This window comes from Lonsdalea populi (assembly GCF_015999465.1).
GTDB lineage: Bacteria > Pseudomonadota > Gammaproteobacteria > Enterobacterales > Enterobacteriaceae > Lonsdalea > Lonsdalea populi.
This window is the reverse complement of the sequence record NZ_CP065534.1, coordinates 321,797-339,057: the sequence shown is the minus strand read 5'-3', so window position 1 is coordinate 339,057 and position 17,261 is coordinate 321,797. Positions and strand designations below refer to the sequence as shown.

Sequence of the window (17,261 nt, the reverse complement as noted above, 5' to 3'; positions counted from 1 at the left end):
CCCAACGATTCAAAATGAACAGCGATAGCTACTCTTCGTAGTGACTCCCACCGTATCTCTGCTGGATGGGCGCCGCACGCAAAATACACTCACGCTGAAATCCATTGATCTGTACGGGGAAGCGGATAGCCTGAGCGCCTTCATCCCACTCTTCGCGATCGGGAAATTGAATAGATTGATTCACTGCTTAAGTTCTCGCTTCATTTGTTTGATCACCGCAGCTGCGTCTGGCAATACCCCATGCCACAGTTCATAAGCATGAGCAGCCTGCCACACCAACATACCTAAACCATCCGCAAAATTTTTTACGCCCAATCCGGTACACCACTTGAGAAAGGGAGTCAGTCCGGATGCATAAAACATGTCATAGCAGTGAACCCCGCGACACACAAGCGACTCAGGTAATGCAGGGATATCGCCAGAAATACCTGACGATGTTGCGTTGACAATAAGATCGAATCTCTCGTCGGTAAGTGCATTCAAAGGAACCGCCCGAATATTTTCCTTATCGCAAAAATTATCCACCAGCGCTTCAGCTCGACTTTGCGTGCGGTTGGTTACCGTGATTGCGCAGCCATGGGCCAACAGAGGCTGAATAACGCCCCGCGCCGCGCCGCCAGCGCCAATCAGCAACACATGGAAATCTGGCTGGATGAAGTGGTTCTGCTCTAAATCGCTCAACAGACCAATACCGTCGGTGTTATCACCGTACAACGAGCCATCATTCAACTTTTTGATGGTATTTACGGCGCCCGCCGCTCTTGCACGCTCGCTCAAAACGTCCACGGCAATGCAGGCTCGCTCCTTGAACGGAGTCGTTACATTAGCGCCAGCACCTGTCTGGAAAAACGTTTGCAACGTCTGTTCAAACTGTTCAATTGGAGCCAAAAGCCGGCCATACGACAGTGCAATTCCGGTCTGATGAGCAAATAGAGTGTGAATCTGCGGGGATTTACTGTGCTCGATCGGATTACCAAACACAACGAAGGCTTTGACTTCAGATGACATGACACATTTCCTTATTAGCCCGAACGTACCATTGCGCCCGTTGAGGCATCGCGAATTTCTGATGGATTTTGACGACCACCAATCGCACCTTCCAACACGGGAAACGCTTTTCCGAACTGCTCGAACACTTCTTTTGCTGTACGGCATGGTGGCTTGCCACTCAGATTTGCGCTAGTGGAAACCAAGGGTTTACCAAACCGACGGCAAAGCTCAATAACTAAAGGATGGTCGCTGAGTCGCACCGCCAGCGTTGTAAATTCTCCGGTCAGCCATTGAGGCGTGCTAGGTTTCGTCGGCATAACCCAAGTTACTGGCCCCGGCCAGGTGGAAAAAACACTGCTTAACTGCGCCTCCGAAAGTGCGGAAACATCGACGTAAGGTTCCAACTGCTGAAATTCTGCAGCGATCAGGATCAATCCCTTCTGCCAGGGACGACGCTTCAGATCCAACAGCCGCTGCACGGCGATCTCACTATCCGGATCGCACCCCAAACCGAAGACCGCTTCGGTCGGATAGGCGATCACTTTGTGATCCTCTAGATTCTTCAACAGGGGAGGCCACTGCTCGGGGGGGATAATGTTATTCATCGCTATCGGACATCTCTATTGATACTGGTTTGCCACATGACTTGCTGGCGCAGAACCGCTTTACGCCACGCGCCGTTTTCTTCTCGACCAATAGGAGATAGTGACAATGCTCACATTCGCCCGCCACCGGCTGATAATTAATGGCGAACCGGCATTCGGGATAGCGGTCACATGAATGGAACGTTTTGCCATAACGTGACTTACGTTGCAGTAACTTTCCCTCGAGACATTGAGGACAGCTCAGCGCCGTTTCATCGGGTCTGTCGATCATTTCTATATGACCGCATTCAGGATAGTGAGAGCACCCGATAAACATACCGTAACGCCCCTGGCGTAATACCAGCGTTGACTGGCATTCGGGACAGGGCTGACCATTCAGCACTTTAACAACGTGACCATCCGCTTGCGCCTTGAGCGGGCGGATGTATTCACATTCGGGATAGTGTGAACAACCCAGAAAAGGGCCATATCGCCCGGAACGGATAACTAAATCAGCACCGCATTCCGGACACTGCTGTTTTTTCTCAGCGAAAAGTGTCGGCTTAACCATTGTTTCCCCGTGAGTGGGGCTTACTGCACATAACCTTCGTTGGCTTCAAAAAGTAAATCTTCCATTTGCTGATAGGCATTTTCACAGCCAGGTACATTAAACAGCACCATCAGAATAACCCATTTAAGGTCATCCAAATCGAACTCTTGAGTTTCAAGCGCCATCACCCGATCAATCACCATTTCACGGGTTTCCAGGCTCAACACCTGAATCTGTTCGAGAAACAGGAGAAAACCACGACATTCAACATCCAGTCGTTGGTCTTCTTCCGCCGTATAAATACGTAATGCCAGAGGATCGCTTGCCAATGCCAAAGGAGGCATCTGCCCCTCTTGGATATCCGCTAATTTTTCTAACCAATCCAACGCGCTGTAAATATCGTTGCGATCAAAACCAGCGCGAGTGAGGTCATCAGTCAACGTATCTTGGTCGACACGCATTTCAGTTTCATTGTGAATATAAGTTTCAAACAAGTACATGAGTACGTCGAACATGGCATGCCCTCCTTAATCGGACATAGCCGCCGGGTACAGCTGCGATCCATCCTGCTAACTCCAGATCCAGTAGTTTACTGACTACCTCTGGTACAGGTTGGCCGGCACGTTCAGCGACAACGTCAACAGGTGTAACCTCATCTCCTACGTTAGCCAACACATCAGCAAATGGCAATTCAACTTCGCTCTCCTGAGAACAAATAATTTCCTTATCTGTGTCAGGAAAGTCCGTTAGCCAATGAAGATCGCTGCCAAGCTGTTCAATGATGTCTTTAGGATGGGTTACCAGGTACGCACCTTGCTGAATTAACCAGTGCGTGCCCTCCGTCATCGCGTTACCAATCGCCCCCGGCAAAGCGAATACCTCCCTATTTTGTTCAAGGGCGTAACGCGCCGTAACCAGAGACCCGCTGCGCCTGGAAGCTTCGACCACCAGCACGCCTTGACTTAACCCGCTGATAATGCGATTTCTGCGAGGAAAATTGACAGGTAGCGGTCTGGTATCCAACGCGAACTCAGAAACTAGCGCTCCGCCCTGCTCGACAATGCGATCCGCTAACGGTCGATGGCGTCGCGGGTACAGGTGATTCAACCCGCTTCCCAGAACGGCAATTGTCTTCCCCCCCGTATCCAACGCGGCCTGATGAGCAATCCCATCAATGCCAACCGCAAGTCCGCTGGTGATGGTCAATTGGCTCAGACTGAATTCCTGAGCGAAGAACTTTCCCCACAGCTCCCCATAAGCGCTATGGTTTCGACTCCCAACCATCGCTATTTGAGGTGAACCCAGCAACTTGGTATCTCCAATGACGTACAACACGGGCGGAGGTGAACTGATATTACCGAGCAGAAAGGGATATTCCATTGTGCCAAAGAAGACGAGCGAGTGTGAAGGATGTTCAAGCCAGCGTGAGACTGCCTCCACCTTCGCATGCTCGTAGCTATAAAACTGCTGTGTCTGCGATTCTGACAGCCCCAATCCCTGTAGGAAAGCGGACGAAAATCCGCACGCCTCCTTTATCTGGCTCACCAACTGCGCGATTTTTCTGGCCCCCAATCGACTAACCGACGCCAGACGCAACCACACTTCAGTATCCGTCATTTTCCGCTCCGCATCCTGCAGTGCTAATAATGGCGAATACTGTCAATCAGAACCGGAAATGTCTAGAATAGGGATCAGAACTCTCCCATCACTCGGATACAGATCTAAAAATATATGTCAGTCTTGCAGGTATTACATTTCCCGGACGAGCGGCTTCGCACAATCGCAAGGCCCGTCAAAGAAGTTAATGCAGAAATTCAACGTATCGTGGACGATATGTTCGCCACGATGTACGAAGAAGAAGGCATTGGCTTGGCCGCTACACAGGTTGATATCCACCAGCGCATCATCGTGATCGATGTTTCGGAAGAACGTAACGAACGTCTAGTGCTGATCAACCCAGAACTGCTTGAAAAAAGTGGAGATACGGGCATTGAAGAAGGCTGTTTGTCCATTCCTGAAACCCGCGCTCTGGTTTCACGAGCGGAACGTATCAAAATTCGTGCTCTGAACCGTGACGGCGAAACATTTGAGCTCGAAACAGATGGACTGCTAGCTATTTGTATTCAACACGAGATGGACCATCTTGTCGGCAAGCTGTTCATTGATTATCTGTCCCCATTAAAACGTCAGCGTATCAGGCAGAAGCTGGAAAAGCTGGCCAGACAAAGCAGTCGCGCATAATCATCTATCAGGTGGAAACCACGTGTCTTTAAGGATTATTTTTTCAGGAACCCCTGATTTTGCGGCGCAGCACCTTGAGGCATTGCTTTCCTCACAGCATGAGATCGTCGGCGTATTCACTCAGCCAGACCGCCCTGCAGGAAGAGGAAACAAACTCACACCAAGCCCGGTAAAAGTTTTGGCGGAGCAGCACGCAATTCCAGTTAGACAACCTAAATCGCTGCACCCCACAGAGCATCAGCAGCTTGTTGCCGAATTTGAGGCCGACGTGATGGTGGTTGTGGCTTACGGATTAATCTTGCCGCAGGCTGTGCTGGATATGCCGCGGTTAGGCTGCATAAACGTCCATGGATCGTTATTGCCGCGCTGGCGTGGAGCCGCACCCATTCAGCGCGCGCTGTGGGCAGGTGACAGTCACACGGGCGTCACCATTATGCAAATGGATGCCGGGCTCGATACCGGGGCGATGTTGCACAAGGTGGAGAGCCCTATTCTCCCGGAAGATACCAGCGCCACACTTTATGCCACGTTGGCTAAGTTAGGGCCACAGGGACTGCTTTCTACGCTGGATAAACTGTCCACGGCTGAGGTCCATGCCGAAGTGCAGGATGAAAGCCTGGCAACCTATGCCGAAAAGCTGAGTAAAGAGGAAGCCCGGCTCGACTGGTCACTCTCAGCCGAACAGCTGGAGCGCTGTATTCGGGCATTTAATCCTTGGCCGATCAGTTATTTCACCGTCGACGATCTACCGGTGAAAGTGTGGCGAGCTAATGTCATCGCCACTGACAGTCCAGCGGCTCCAGGAACTATCGTGCAAACCGATAAGCAAGGTATCCAGGTGGCCACCGCAAACGGGATTCTCAATCTCACGCAGCTACAGCCAGCGGGCAAAAAGCCCATGTCGGCGCAAGACCTGTTAAATTCACGCCGCGAATGGTTTACCCCGGGAAATCAGCTGTAAATCATCCCCATCGCCTGGTAGCTACTTCACCGGGCGATTTATTCCTATACACCGATCGATATTCGCTTTAGCTTATGAAAAACAATTACAACCTACGCAGCATTGCAGCCAAAGCCATCGGCCAGGTGTTGGATCAGGGTCAGTCTCTCAGCGCTGTCTTGCCCATTTTGCAAAAGAACATCTCCGACAAAGATCGCGCGCTATTGCAAGAATTATGCTTCGGCACCTTGCGCGTTCTTCCACAGTTAGAGTGGTACATCCAGCAGTTGATGACCAAGCCCATGGTGGGCAAGCAGCGGACGTTACATTATCTGTTGATGGTTGGGATCTATCAGATGCTTTTTACCCGCATCCCGGCACATGCCGCGCTGGCCGAAACAGTTAACGGCGCTGTTGCGCTGAAACGTCCTCAGATGAAAGGTCTGATTAATGGCGTCCTACGCCAATTCCAGCGTCAGCAGGATTCACTGGTAGAACAGGCCTCTGATCTGGAAAGTGCTCATTTACACCCCAGTTGGTTATTAAAGCGCATCCGGGATGCCTATCCCACACAATGGCAAGACATCATCGACGCCAATAACCAAAAACCACCGATGTGGCTACGCGTCAACCGACTTCATCATGCCCGGGACGAATACCTTCAGCTGCTGTCTGAAACAGGGTTGAACGCTGTCGCCCATGATGAAAATCCGGATGCCGTCCGTCTGTTGGCCCCCAGCGCGGTAACCGCGCTGCCGGGATTTTCCGATGGCTGGGTGACCGTTCAGGATGCGTCGGCACAAGGTTGTGTACACTGGCTTTCGCCAAAAAACGGTGAATCCATTCTGGACTTGTGCGCCGCTCCAGGGGGCAAAACGACGCATATACTCGAAGCGGCGCCGGAAGCGCGGGTTATGGCTGTCGATGTCGACACTAAACGACTCGAACGTGTGACAGAGAATCTTGAACGACTGCGCCTCAAAGCAACAGTTCGTCAGGGAGATGGTCGCCAACCGGCCGACTGGTGTGAGGGGCAAACGTTTGATCGCATTCTTCTCGATGCGCCCTGTTCAGCAACCGGGGTTATTCGTCGTCATCAGGATATAAAATGGCTGCGCCGCGATAGCGATATTCAGGAGTTGTCCGCGCTGCAATCAGAGATACTCGATGCTATCTGGCCATACCTGAAATCCGGCGGGACGCTGGTCTACGCGACTTGTTCGATATTACCTGAAGAGAACCAACAGCAAATAACGGCATTCCTGACGCGTCATGCGGACGCCACGCTGACGGGCACAGGCGATCTAGAACATCCGGGAGTTCAATGTATCCCCACCCCTGAAGGTGGCGATGGTTTCTTCTATGCTAGGCTGACCAAAGGCTGACACGATTTTTTATCATTGTCTCAATCCGGGTCAACATATTACACGGCAAAAAGCGATGAAAATTATTATTCTTGGCGCAGGGCAAGTAGGCGGGACACTGGCGGAAAACTTATCAGGAGAAAACAACGATATTACGGTTGTCGACACCGATATGACGCGCCTGCGTCAGTTGCAGGATAAATTCGACCTACGCGTTGTGACCGGATACGCCTCCCATCCCCGAGTCTTGCGTGAGGCAGGAGCGGAAGATGCCGATATGCTGGTAGCCGTGACCAGCTCTGATGAGACCAATATGGTGGCGTGTCAGGTGGCCTACACGCTATTCCATACTCCCAATCGCATTGCCCGTATTCGCTCTGCCGACTATATCCGAGAATCCGAGCGGCTATTTCAGTCCAACGCCGTACCTATCGATCATTTGATCTCCCCGGAACAGCTTGTGATTGACAACATCTATAAGCTTATCGAATACCCAGGCGCGCTGCAGGTCGTGAACTTTGCAGAAGGGAAAGTGAGTATCGCCGCCGTTAACGCCTACTACGGCGGGCCTTTAGTGGGGAGTGCCATCTCATCGATGCGCGAACATATTCCCCACATCGATACTCAGGTCGCAGCCATTTTCCGCCATGACAGACCCATCAGACCACAAGCCTCCACGGTTATCGAAGCAGGCGACGAAGTCTTTTTTGTCGCAGCCTCACAGCATATTCGCGCAGTAATGAGTGAATTGCAGCGGCTGGAGAAACCCTACAAACGCATCATGATTGTCGGGGGAGGTAATGTCGGGGCTGGTTTGGCACTCAGGCTGGAAAAAGAATACAGCGTAAAACTCATTGAAAAGAATGAGCAGCGGGCCGCAGAGCTGGCTGAGCTCTTGCAAAATACTATTGTTTTCCACGGCGATGCTTCCGACCAGGAACTGCTGGCGCAAGAGCATGTTGAACAGATGGATGTGTTTATCGCTATCACTAACGATGACGAAGCTAATATCATGTCATCGATGCTCGCCAAGAGACTTGGGGCTAAAAAGGCAATGGTATTGATCCAACGTCGGGCATATGTCGATCTGGTGCAAGGAAGTGCGATCGATGTCGCGATCTCGCCTCAGCAGGCGACCATTTCCGCGTTACTAGGGCATGTTCGTAAAGCTGATATTGTTAGCGTTTCCTCGCTACGTCGAGGTGCCGCGGAAGCTATCGAAGCCATTGCACACGGCGACGATGGGACTTCGAAAGTGGTTGGCCGCACCGTGGAAAACATCAAGCTCCCACCGGGTACGACGATTGGTGCCATAGTGCGAGGGGACAACGTAATTATCGCGACGAGTAAAACCCAGATAGAGCAAGGCGATCATGTCATTATGTTTTTAACAGACAAGAAGTACGTTTCTGACGTTGAACGTTTGTTTCAACCGAGTCCCTTCTTCTTATGAAATTTGGCAGGGATAATCTGCAGGTGGCAGTGAATGGAAAATCCTTCAGCTCTTGTTAGAATGATTGAAGTAACTATTTTATTGGGAGAATCACAATGAGTTTTTTTAAAGGATTTCGCGAGTTCGCGATGCGTGGAAACGTAGTGGATTTAGCCGTCGGTGTCATTATTGGCGCGGCTTTTGGCAAAATTGTCTCTTCTTTGGTTTCTGATATCATCATGCCACCACTGGGTTTATTGATCGGGGGGATCGACTTCAAGCAGTTCCATCTGGTGCTGCGCGAGGCCCATGACAATATTCCCGCTGTAGTCATGAACTACGGCGTTTTCGTCCAGAATATTTTTGACTTCATCATCGTCGCTCTTGCGATTTTTGTTGCCATCAATTTAATGAACAAGATGCGCCGCAAAGAGGAAGAGAAACCAGCAGCTCCACCAAAACCCTCTGCGCAAGAAACGTTATTAACGGAAATCCGCGATCTGCTCAAACAGCAGAGCAAATAAACCAGATGTGGTTTGGCTGAAATATTCTGCCGGGGGTTTTGGAAAGGAAAGTTTGTTACCCTTAAAACCAGAAAGCCAGTGGTAAAATACGTTTATTTTTACCACTGGCCTCCCAGTGACCTTTCCCTGCATTTTTATGCTTACATTTTCTCTGATAACTTCCCTTACCCTTCACTTTTTTCTCCACTCGCTTTCTGAATAACGGGTCATGAAGCATGAGCTTCAATCGCATTATCTTTTATCTGGCCTTTGGTGTGCATATAGTTAGACATCTTTGTCTCCTGACCTATTGGTTAATCTAATTATCACTAATAACTTGCGCCGCGATTTTAATACCGAACCTCGGACTCGTTTAGTGATTTTCATATCATCATTCACCACTCTCTACCCGTCCAATGCGGGCATTTAAAGCGGAACTATAACTTCCTCTCAAGAACTGAGTATCTATACCTGCCTGCTGCAAGCGCAATTCGAGCAATCTTAAACGATTGGACATAGATTCATAATCAGGATGATCGTTTGCGTTCTCCTGCATCATTGCAGAAAGGGTGATGGCTTCTTTGCGATCCATCAGCTCAGGGGGAAGATAACCTGCGTTTGCGAGCACATGGTAAACCGCTCGCAACTCCTCCGGTACACACGAATTGTCTTCCAGATGAAGTGGCTTCCCTCGGCCTGGAAGATCGTCAAATGCGCCTTTTTTTTGAGCTTCGCTGATATAACGTTCAGCCCATTTGTAAGCATCCCGGTAAACCAAACCATTCACTTTTAGAGATCTTCCGACATACTGATTATGTCCCCTGGAGGAGATCGCCATGCGTAAAGCCCGATTTACTGAGCACCAGATCATCGCCGTCCTGAAGTCCGTCGAAGCCGGGCGGACCGTCAAAGACGTCTGCCGCGAGGCCACTATTTCTGAAGCCAGCTATTACAATTGGAAGGCGAAATATGGCGGTATGGAAGCTGCTGATATCAAAAAAATCAAAGATCTTGAGGACGAGAACCGTCGTCTCAAACAGATGTTCGCCGATCTGAGTCTGGAATGTCGGGCACTGAAAGACGTTATTGAAAAAAAGTTTTAAAACCAGCGATAAAGCGTGAGCTTGTCAGCTATCTGACGACGCAATTTTCGATGAGCTTACGCCAGGCGTGCAGGACATTATCGTTGAGCAGGACGGTGTATTTTTACCAGCCCGATACCCGCCGGGATGAGCCCGTGATCCAGGCGCTAACAGAAATGGCTGAGCGTTATCCACGGTATGGCTTTAAGAAGCTGTTCCAGGTGCTGCGCAGGCAGGGCAACGCCTGGAACCATAAGCGAGTTCATCGAATTTACTGTCTATTAAAACTGAATTTTCGCCGCAAGGGAAAACAACGTCTGCCGGTACGCAACCCGGCACCGCTGGCAACGCCGGAGGCGCTGAACCAGAGCTGGTCTATTGATTTTATGCATGATGCACTGGTCTGCGGCAGACGTTTCAGGACCTTCAATGTGGTGGATGATTTTAATCGCGAAGCGCTGGCGATAGAAATCGACCTGAATATTCCGGCACAGCGTGTCGTCAGAGTGCTGGACAGGATCGTGGCCAGTCGCGGATATCCGCTGAAGATGCGGATGGATAATGGGCCTGAGCTGGTCTCACTGACGCTGGCACACTGGGCTGAAGAGCATGGTGTGATGCTGGAGTTTATTAGTCCGGGGAAACCGACACAGAATGCCTTTATCGAACGTTTTAACCGGACATACCGGACAGAAATCCTGGATTTTTACCTGTTCAGAACGCTGAATGAAGCACGGGAAATCACAGAGCGCTGGTTGACTGAATATAATAGTGAGCGGCCCCATGAATCCCTGAATAACCTGACACCGGAAGAATACCGGCTGATGGCTGAAAAACCGGAAATCTCAAAAAGTGCGTGGAACTAAAACGGGTGTGCTTACACATTCGTCAATGATGAACATATCGCCTCCGTAAACGGATTACCAGAAGCCCATCATAAACTTAAAGCGTCATAGAACGAATCATGGAGAGGGAGTGACAAAAGGTACAGACGAAAAAAAACCGGGTTTCCCCGGTTTTTTCATGCTCTTACAGATTATTCTGCAGTAGCAACTTCTTCTGTTGAAGCTGAGCGATCAACGAGCTCGATGTAAGCCATCGGCGCATTGTCACCTGCACGGAAGCCACACTTAAGAATACGAGTGTAACCACCGGCACGGCTCGCGAAACGCGGGCCCAGTTCATTAAACAGTTTTGCCACGATCTCGTTATCACGAGTACGGGCGAATGCCAGACGACGATTAGCAACGCTGTCGGTCTTGGCAAGAGTAATCAGCGGTTCAACAACACGACGCAGCTCTTTCGCTTTTGGCAGGGTCGTCTTGATGATCTCATGACGAACCAAAGAACCAGCCATGTTACGGAACATAGCCTGACGATGGCTGCTGTTGCGGTTCAGTTGACGACCACTCTTACGATGGCGCATGACCTTATCCTTCTCAGTAAAACCTTAACCTGTGATCCGGTTACTCATCAGCAATGCTTGCGGGTGGCCAGTTTTCCAGGCGCATGCCCAGAGACAGACCACGTGAAGCCAGCACGTCTTTAATCTCAGTAAGAGATTTTTTACCCAAGTTAGGCGTTTTGAGTAGCTCAACTTCGGTACGTTGTACCAGATCACCGATGTAGTGGATAGCTTCTGCCTTGAGGCAGTTAGCAGAGCGGACAGTCAATTCCAGATCGTCAACAGGGCGCAGCAGGATCGGATCGAATTCTGGTTTTTCTTCTTTGACTTCCGGCTGACGTACATCACGTAAGTCAACGAAAGCTTCCAGTTGTTCAGCCAGAATGGTGGCCGCACGGCGGATTGCTTCTTCAGGATCAATCGTACCATTGGTTTCCATTTCGATGACCAGCTTGTCCAAATCGGTGCGCTGTTCAACACGAGCTGCTTCAACATTGTAGGCGATACGCTCTACCGGGCTGTAGCAGGCATCGACTAACAGGCGACCAATCGGGCGCTCATCTTCTTCCGTATGAATACGGGCAGATGCCGGCACATAACCGCGTCCACGCTGAACTTTGATGCGCATGTTAATAGACGCGCTTTCATCGGTCAGATGGCAGATTACGTGCTGTGGCTTGACGATTTCGACATCACCGTCGTGGGTGATATCGGCTGCAGTCACAGGGCCAATGCCAGATTTATTCAGGGTAAGAATAACTTCATCTTTGCCTTGAACCCTCACCGCCAGCCCTTTCAGGTTGAGCAGGATTTCCAGGATATCTTCCTGTACGCCTTCTTTGGTGCTGTACTCATGTAGTACACCATCAATCTCAACCTCGGTCACCGCGCAACCTGGCATGGATGAAAGCAGAATACGGCGCAGTGCGTTACCGAGAGTGTGGCCGAAGCCTCGCTCTAACGGCTCAAGGGTCACCTTGGCGTGCGTCGAACTGACTTGCTCGATATCAACCAGGCGCGGTTTTAGAAACTCTGTCACAGAACCCTGCATTGTGTCCTCTCTTTGGTACTAAGCCTTACTTGGAGTAAAGCTCGACGATCAGGTGTTCATTAATGTCCGCAGACAGATCGGTACGTTCAGGATTACGTTTGAACACACCTTCCATCTTGGCAGCATCAACTTCCAGCCAAGTTGGCTTTTCACGCTGCTCAGCCAGCTCCAGAGCGGCCTTAACACGAGACTGCTTTTTAGCTTTCTCGCGGATGCTGACTACGTCATTCGGAGATACCTGATAAGAAGCGATATTAACAACGCGACCATTTACCATGATAGCTTTGTGGCTAACCAGCTGACGTGCTTCTGCACGCGTGGCACCGAAGCCCATTCGGTAAACTACGTTGTCCAGACGACCTTCCAGCAACTGCAATAGGTTTGCACCCGTATTGCCTTTCAGACGCGCTGCTTCTTTATAATAGTTACGGAACTGACGTTCCAGAACACCGTAGATACGGCGAACTTTTTGTTTTTCGCGCAACTGTACACCATAGTCAGACAGGCGCGGTTTACGAGCACCGTGCTGACCAGGAGCTTGTTCAATTTTACACTTGGAATCGATCGCACGAACACCAGACTTAAGGAACAGGTCGGTGCCTTCACGACGGCTCAGCTTGAGCTTGGGACCCAAATATCTTGCCATTTTCTTTCTCCAACAATCCTAAAAGCGGCGTTATACGCGGCGCTTTTTCGGCGGACGACAACCGTTATGAGGGATCGGAGTCACATCAGTAATATTAGTGATGCGGAAACCAGCCGCGTTCAATGCGCGGATAGTAGACTCACGGCCCGGACCAGGTCCTTTAACCATAACTTCCAGATTCTTGATACCGTACTCTTTCACAGCTTCAGCGCAGCGCTCTGCTGCCACCTGAGCGGCGAATGGCGTAGATTTACGAGAACCACGGAAACCGGAACCACCGGCAGTTGCCCAACCCAGCGCATTACCCTGACGATCGGTAATAGTTACGATGGTGTTGTTGAAGGAAGCATGGACATGAGCCACACCGTCAGAGACTTGCTTTCTTACACGCTTACGTGCACGAATAGGTGCCTTTGCCATTATTCAATCACCCCGATTATTTCTTGATCGGTTTGCGCGGACCCTTACGGGTACGGGCGTTGGTCTTGGTACGCTGACCGCGAACCGGCAGACCACGACGATGACGCAAACCACGATAAGTTCCAAGGTCCATAAGACGCTTGATGCTCAGGGTAACTTCACGACGCAGGTCACCTTCAACAACAAACTTGGCAACTTCGTCACGTAGCTTTTCGATTTGCTCTTCAGACAGCTCACTGATCTTAACATTTTCAGCAATACCCGTAGCCGCGCAGATAGCCTGCGAGCGGGTTTTACCGACACCGTAGATCGCCGTTAATGCGATAACGGTATGTTTATGATCAGGAATGTTAATGCCTGCTATACGGGCCACTATGCACTCCTACAATTTTATACGGCAACACCATTCTGAAAAGCCCGTTTTCAGGATACTCAAATGATGTTGCAGTTACATACAAAAGATCGGCTGGCTAATCTAGCCAGCTCAACCCAACTTTGCAAGAAAAATATGTGAGATAAATCAGCCTTGACGCTGTTTATGCTTCGGCTCGGCGCTGCAAATCACACGAACGACACCGTTACGTTTAACGATCTTGCAGTTACGACATAATTTCTTGACGGAAGCACGAACTTTCATTTTTACTCTCCGTAACTTCTCAAGCTTGCCTTGATTAGCGGTTATAGCCTTTAAGGTTTGCTTTCTTCAATGCAGACTCATATTGACTAGACATCAACAAAGTTTGCACTTGAGCCATAAAGTCCATGATCACGACCACAACGATTAACAGGGACGTACCACCAAAGTAGAACGGCACTTTCATTGCATCACGCATAAACTCCGGGATAAGGCAGATAAAAGTAATGTACATCGCACCAACTAGGGTTAGACGGGTCATCACCTTATCAATATATTTCGCCGTTTGCTCTCCCGGCCGAATTCCTGGCACGAATGCACCGGACTTCTTCAGGTTATCTGCTGTTTCACGCGGATTGAAAACCAATGCGGTATAAAAGAAACAGAAGAAGATGATTGCAGACGCATAGAGTAGCACATAAAGCGGTTGTCCAGGCTGCAGATACATCGAAATCGTCGTCAGCCAGTTCCAACCGGTACCGCCCCCAAACCAAGATGCAATCGTAGCTGGGAACAGAATAATACTGGAAGCGAAGATTGCTGGGATAACCCCGGCCATATTCACCTTCAGAGGCAAATGCGTACTCTGTGCTGCATAAACACGACGACCCTGCTGACGCTTCGCGTAGTTAACGACGATACGACGTTGACCACGCTCGACGAATACAACAAAGAACGTCACTGCAAACACTAAAACTGCAACCAACAGCAACAGGAGGAAGTGCAGGTCGCCTTGCCGAGCTTGCTCGATGGTATGCGCGATTGCAGGAGGAAGTCCTGCGACAATACCAGCGAAGATTATGATTGAGATACCGTTACCGATACCACGTTCAGTAATCTGTTCACCAAGCCACATCAGGAACATCGTCCCCGTAACTAGGCTGACAACAGCTGTAAAATAGAAAGCAAAGCCTGGATTAATAACCAGTCCTTGCATTCCAGGCATATTCGGTAAACCGGTAGCAATACCGATAGACTGAAAAATACCCAAGACCAGCGTACCATAACGGGTATACTGGCTAATTTTACGTCGCCCAGCCTCCCCTTCTTTCTTTATTTCCGCTAACGCCGGGTGAACCACCGTCAGCAACTGGATAATAATGGATGCCGAAATATACGGCATAATACCCAGAGCAAAGATAGAAGCGCGACTGAGGGCACCACCAGAGAACATGTTAAACATTTCAATGATGGTGCCTCGCTGTTGCTCGAGCAATTTGGCAAGCACAGTGGCATCAATACCAGGAATGGGAATAAAAGAGCCAATACGGAAAACAATCAACGCACCGATTACAAACAACAGTCTGCGTTTCAGCTCGCCAACCCCGCCTTTAGCACTTTGAAAATCTAATCCTGGTTGCTTAGCCATCTGCTACTTATTCCTCAATTTTACCGCCAGCAGCTTCGATAGCAGCACGAGCACCTTTAGTGACACGCAGACCACGAATCGTTACTGGGCGTGCAACTTCACCAGACAGAATCACTTTCGCGAACTCAATCTGGATGCCAATGACATTTGCGGCTTTCAGCGTATTCAGATCGACAACATCGCCTTCAACGCGAGCCAGGTCAGAGAGACGGATCTCAGCTGTTACCATGGCTTTACGAGAAGTGAAGCCGAATTTCGGCAGACGACGGTACAGGGGCATCTGACCACCTTCAAAACCACGACGTACGCCACCGCCAGAACGAGACTTCTGACCTTTGTGACCACGGCCGCCGGTTTTGCCCAGGCCAGAACCGATACCACGACCTAAACGCTTCGGTGCGTGTTTAGCACCTTCGGCCGGAGACAGAGTATTTAAACGCATCTGTTACTCCTCCACTTTAACCATGTAGGAAACCGCGTTGACCATACCGCGTACAGCAGGCGTATCTTCACGCTCAACGGTGTGGCCAATACGGCGCAGACCCAGGCCAAGCAGTGTTGCCTTATGTTTCGGCAGACGACCGATTGCACTACGGGTTTGAGTAATCTTAATAGTCTTTGCCATGGTTAATTACCCCAGAATTTCTTCAACGGATTTACCACGCTTGGCAGCGACCATATCCGGGGACTTCATATTGGCCAAGCCATCGATAGTTGCACGAACCACGTTGATCGGGTTAGTGGAACCATAGGCTTTAGCCAGTACGTTATGAACCCCTGCGACTTCCAGCACGGCGCGCATTGCACCACCGGCAATGATACCGGTACCTTCGGAAGCTGGCTGCATGAACACGCGAGACCCTGTGTGCGCACCTTTAACAGGGTGCTGCAGAGTGCCGTTGTTCAGCGCGACATTCATCATATTGCGACGGGCTTTTTCCATCGCTTTCTGGATTGCTGCCGGAACTTCACGCGCTTTACCGTAACCAAAACCTACGCGACCGTTACCATCACCAACTACAGTCAGAGCTGTGAAGGAGAAAATACGACCACCTTTAACAGTTTTAGATACGCGATTTACCGCGATCAGCTTTTCCTGCAGTTCGCCAGCTTGTTTCTCGATGTGAGCCATCTTACACCTCTACCTTAGAACTGAAGGCCAGCTTCACGGGCAGCATCTGCCAGTGCCTGGACACGACCATGATATTGGAACCCGGAACGGTCAAAAGAGACATCTTTGATGCCTTTTTCAAGAGCGCGCTCAGCGATGGTTTTACCCACAGCAGCGGCAGCATCTTTGTTACCGGTGGACTTCAGTTGTTCAGCGATAGCTTTTTCTACAGTAGAAGCGGCTACCAGGACTTCAGAACCGTTCGGTGCGATGACCTGCGCATAGATATGACGCGGGGTACGATGTACCACCAGACGTGTCGCACCCAGTTCCTGGAGCTTGCGACGTGCGCGGGTCGCACGACGGATACGAGCTGATTTCTTATCCATAGTGTTACCTTACTTCTTCTTAGCCTCTTTGGTACGCACGACTTCGTCGGCGTAACGGACACCCTTGCCTTTATAAGGCTCAGGACGACGGTAAGCGCGCAGTTCTGCAGCAACCTGACCGATCAACTGCTTATCAGCGCCTTTCAGCACGATTTCAGTCTGAGTCGGACATTCGGCATTAATGCCTGCAGGCAGTTCGTGATCAACAGGGTGAGAAAAGCCCAGGGCCATATTCACCACATTGCCTTTCACGGCGGCACGATAACCTACACCTACCAGCTGCAGCTTCTTAGAGAAGCCTTCGGTAACACCGATAACCATGTTGTTCAACAGTGCACGAGTGGTCCCAGCCTGGGCCCAGCCGTTTGCAACACCTTCGCGCGGGGCGAAAGTCAGTGCATTGTCAGCCTGCTTAACTTCTACGGCATCATGGATCTTACGACTCAGCTCGCCGTTTTTACCCTTAATCGAAATATCCTGACCGTTGAGTTTAACCTCTACGCCGGCAGGAATGACGACGGGTGCTTTTGCAACACGAGACATTCTTTCC

25 protein-coding genes and 1 pseudogene are annotated in these 17,261 nt (G+C 50.3%); 6 read left to right on the top strand and 20 right to left on the bottom strand.

The window, feature by feature from the left end:
- Window positions 1-28: 28 nt before the first annotated feature.
- Genes I6N93_RS17405 through dprA form a run of 6 tightly spaced genes read right to left on the bottom strand, consistent with a single transcriptional unit; the run spans window position 29 to window position 3,741 of the window.
- Window positions 29-184, bottom strand: coding sequence for a DUF1488 family protein (locus I6N93_RS17405; RefSeq protein WP_373853838.1), 156 nt, complete (start codon window positions 182-184; stop codon window positions 29-31).
- Window positions 181-1,008: a shikimate dehydrogenase gene (gene aroE, locus I6N93_RS01655; RefSeq protein ID WP_085690190.1), complete on the bottom strand. Its 828-nt coding sequence runs from the start codon at window positions 1,006-1,008 to the stop codon at window positions 181-183. Before aroE ends, I6N93_RS17405 begins: the two co-directional genes overlap by 4 nt.
- A 14-nt stretch (window positions 1,009-1,022) precedes the next feature.
- Entirely contained in the window at window positions 1,023-1,595 is a 573-nt protein-coding gene (gene tsaC, locus I6N93_RS01650) for an L-threonylcarbamoyladenylate synthase type 1 TsaC (RefSeq protein ID WP_085690192.1), read from the bottom strand.
- Window positions 1,588-2,145: a DNA topoisomerase family protein gene (locus tag I6N93_RS01645; RefSeq protein WP_085690194.1), complete on the bottom strand. Its 558-nt coding sequence runs from the start codon at window positions 2,143-2,145 to the stop codon at window positions 1,588-1,590. Before I6N93_RS01645 ends, tsaC begins: the two co-directional genes overlap by 8 nt.
- Window positions 2,146-2,165: 20 nt before the next feature.
- Window positions 2,166-2,639 (bottom strand): DUF494 family protein, encoded by a 474-nt coding sequence (locus I6N93_RS01640; protein WP_085690196.1) that lies wholly within the window; start codon window positions 2,637-2,639, stop codon window positions 2,166-2,168.
- A complete protein-coding gene (gene dprA, locus I6N93_RS01635) occupies window positions 2,611-3,741 on the bottom strand; it encodes a DNA-protecting protein DprA (RefSeq protein WP_085690198.1) in 1,131 nt (376 codons plus the stop codon). The genes I6N93_RS01640 and dprA overlap by 29 nt, the downstream gene beginning before the upstream one ends.
- A gap of 114 nt (window positions 3,742-3,855) precedes the next feature.
- On the opposite strand from dprA, the gene def reads away from it, so the two are divergent.
- The 5 genes from def (at window position 3,856) to mscL (ending at window position 8,625) form a co-directional block, all read left to right on the top strand.
- Window positions 3,856-4,365, top strand: coding sequence for a peptide deformylase (gene def / locus I6N93_RS01630; protein WP_085690200.1), 510 nt, complete (start codon window positions 3,856-3,858; stop codon window positions 4,363-4,365).
- A gap of 22 nt (window positions 4,366-4,387) precedes the next feature.
- Window positions 4,388-5,326, top strand: coding sequence for a methionyl-tRNA formyltransferase (gene fmt / locus I6N93_RS01625; RefSeq protein WP_085690202.1), 939 nt, complete (start codon window positions 4,388-4,390; stop codon window positions 5,324-5,326).
- 74 nt (window positions 5,327-5,400) lie between these two features.
- The gene (gene rsmB, locus I6N93_RS01620) at window positions 5,401-6,690 is read left to right on the top strand and encodes a 16S rRNA (cytosine(967)-C(5))-methyltransferase RsmB (protein ID WP_085690204.1); all 1,290 of its coding nucleotides are present in this window, start codon (window positions 5,401-5,403) and stop codon (window positions 6,688-6,690) included.
- A 55-nt stretch (window positions 6,691-6,745) separates the two neighbouring features.
- A complete protein-coding gene (gene trkA, locus I6N93_RS01615) occupies window positions 6,746-8,122 on the top strand; it encodes a Trk system potassium transporter TrkA (protein WP_085690206.1) in 1,377 nt (458 codons plus the stop codon).
- 95 nt (window positions 8,123-8,217) lie between these two features.
- A complete protein-coding gene (gene mscL, locus I6N93_RS01610) occupies window positions 8,218-8,625 on the top strand; it encodes a large-conductance mechanosensitive channel protein MscL (protein ID WP_085690208.1) in 408 nt (135 codons plus the stop codon).
- 61 nt (window positions 8,626-8,686) lie between these two features.
- Here the strand turns inward: mscL and I6N93_RS01605 are convergent.
- Window positions 8,687-8,897 (bottom strand): annotated as a pseudogene (locus I6N93_RS01605) (alternative ribosome-rescue factor A).
- Between the two features lie 98 nt (window positions 8,898-8,995).
- Window positions 8,996-9,442 (bottom strand): DnaJ family domain-containing protein, encoded by a 447-nt coding sequence (locus I6N93_RS01600; RefSeq protein ID WP_197669178.1) that lies wholly within the window; start codon window positions 9,440-9,442, stop codon window positions 8,996-8,998.
- Between I6N93_RS01600 and I6N93_RS01595 the strand changes: the two genes are divergently transcribed.
- A protein-coding gene (locus tag I6N93_RS01595) for an IS3 family transposase (protein WP_112092709.1) occupies window positions 9,441-10,552 on the top strand; the annotation gives its coding sequence in 2 pieces (ribosomal slippage) (window positions 9,441-9,702 and window positions 9,702-10,552; 1,113 coding nt in all). The two genes, I6N93_RS01600 and I6N93_RS01595, sit on opposite strands and share 2 nt — an antisense overlap.
- A gap of 170 nt (window positions 10,553-10,722) precedes the next feature.
- Here I6N93_RS01595 and rplQ read toward each other — a convergent pair.
- From rplQ to rplF, 12 genes are all read right to left on the bottom strand, one after another.
- The gene (gene rplQ, locus I6N93_RS01590; RefSeq protein WP_026741360.1) at window positions 10,723-11,112 is read right to left on the bottom strand and encodes a 50S ribosomal protein L17; all 390 of its coding nucleotides are present in this window, start codon (window positions 11,110-11,112) and stop codon (window positions 10,723-10,725) included.
- A gap of 40 nt (window positions 11,113-11,152) precedes the next feature.
- Window positions 11,153-12,142, bottom strand: coding sequence for a DNA-directed RNA polymerase subunit alpha (locus I6N93_RS01585; protein ID WP_026741359.1), 990 nt, complete (start codon window positions 12,140-12,142; stop codon window positions 11,153-11,155).
- Window positions 12,143-12,167: 25 nt separating this feature from the next.
- The gene (rpsD, locus tag I6N93_RS01580; RefSeq protein WP_026741358.1) at window positions 12,168-12,788 is read right to left on the bottom strand and encodes a 30S ribosomal protein S4; all 621 of its coding nucleotides are present in this window, start codon (window positions 12,786-12,788) and stop codon (window positions 12,168-12,170) included.
- A gap of 30 nt (window positions 12,789-12,818) precedes the next feature.
- Window positions 12,819-13,208 (bottom strand): 30S ribosomal protein S11, encoded by a 390-nt coding sequence (rpsK, locus tag I6N93_RS01575; RefSeq protein ID WP_002438687.1) that lies wholly within the window; start codon window positions 13,206-13,208, stop codon window positions 12,819-12,821.
- 16 nt (window positions 13,209-13,224) lie between these two features.
- Window positions 13,225-13,581 carry a 30S ribosomal protein S13 gene (rpsM, locus tag I6N93_RS01570; protein ID WP_026741357.1) on the bottom strand — a complete coding sequence of 119 codons (357 nt, stop codon included), beginning with the start codon at window positions 13,579-13,581 and terminating at the stop codon, window positions 13,225-13,227.
- Between the two features lie 147 nt (window positions 13,582-13,728).
- On the bottom strand, window positions 13,729-13,845 hold the full coding sequence (rpmJ, locus tag I6N93_RS01565) for a 50S ribosomal protein L36 (protein WP_002227352.1): 117 nt from the start codon (window positions 13,843-13,845) through the stop codon (window positions 13,729-13,731).
- Between the two features lie 34 nt (window positions 13,846-13,879).
- On the bottom strand, window positions 13,880-15,211 hold the full coding sequence (secY, locus tag I6N93_RS01560) for a preprotein translocase subunit SecY (protein WP_026741356.1): 1,332 nt from the start codon (window positions 15,209-15,211) through the stop codon (window positions 13,880-13,882).
- A gap of 7 nt (window positions 15,212-15,218) precedes the next feature.
- Window positions 15,219-15,653 carry a 50S ribosomal protein L15 gene (gene rplO / locus I6N93_RS01555; RefSeq protein ID WP_026741355.1) on the bottom strand — a complete coding sequence of 145 codons (435 nt, stop codon included), beginning with the start codon at window positions 15,651-15,653 and terminating at the stop codon, window positions 15,219-15,221.
- 3 nt (window positions 15,654-15,656) lie between these two features.
- Window positions 15,657-15,836 carry a 50S ribosomal protein L30 gene (rpmD, locus tag I6N93_RS01550; protein ID WP_004846568.1) on the bottom strand — a complete coding sequence of 60 codons (180 nt, stop codon included), beginning with the start codon at window positions 15,834-15,836 and terminating at the stop codon, window positions 15,657-15,659.
- Between the two features lie 6 nt (window positions 15,837-15,842).
- Window positions 15,843-16,343, bottom strand: a complete 501-nt coding sequence (gene rpsE / locus I6N93_RS01545) for a 30S ribosomal protein S5 (RefSeq protein WP_026741354.1) — start codon at window positions 16,341-16,343, stop codon at window positions 15,843-15,845.
- Between the two features lie 14 nt (window positions 16,344-16,357).
- A complete protein-coding gene (rplR, locus tag I6N93_RS01540) occupies window positions 16,358-16,711 on the bottom strand; it encodes a 50S ribosomal protein L18 (protein WP_026741353.1) in 354 nt (117 codons plus the stop codon).
- 9 nt (window positions 16,712-16,720) lie between these two features.
- A complete protein-coding gene (rplF, locus tag I6N93_RS01535) occupies window positions 16,721-17,254 on the bottom strand; it encodes a 50S ribosomal protein L6 (protein WP_026741352.1) in 534 nt (177 codons plus the stop codon).
- Between the last annotated feature and the right edge of the window lie 7 nt (window positions 17,255-17,261).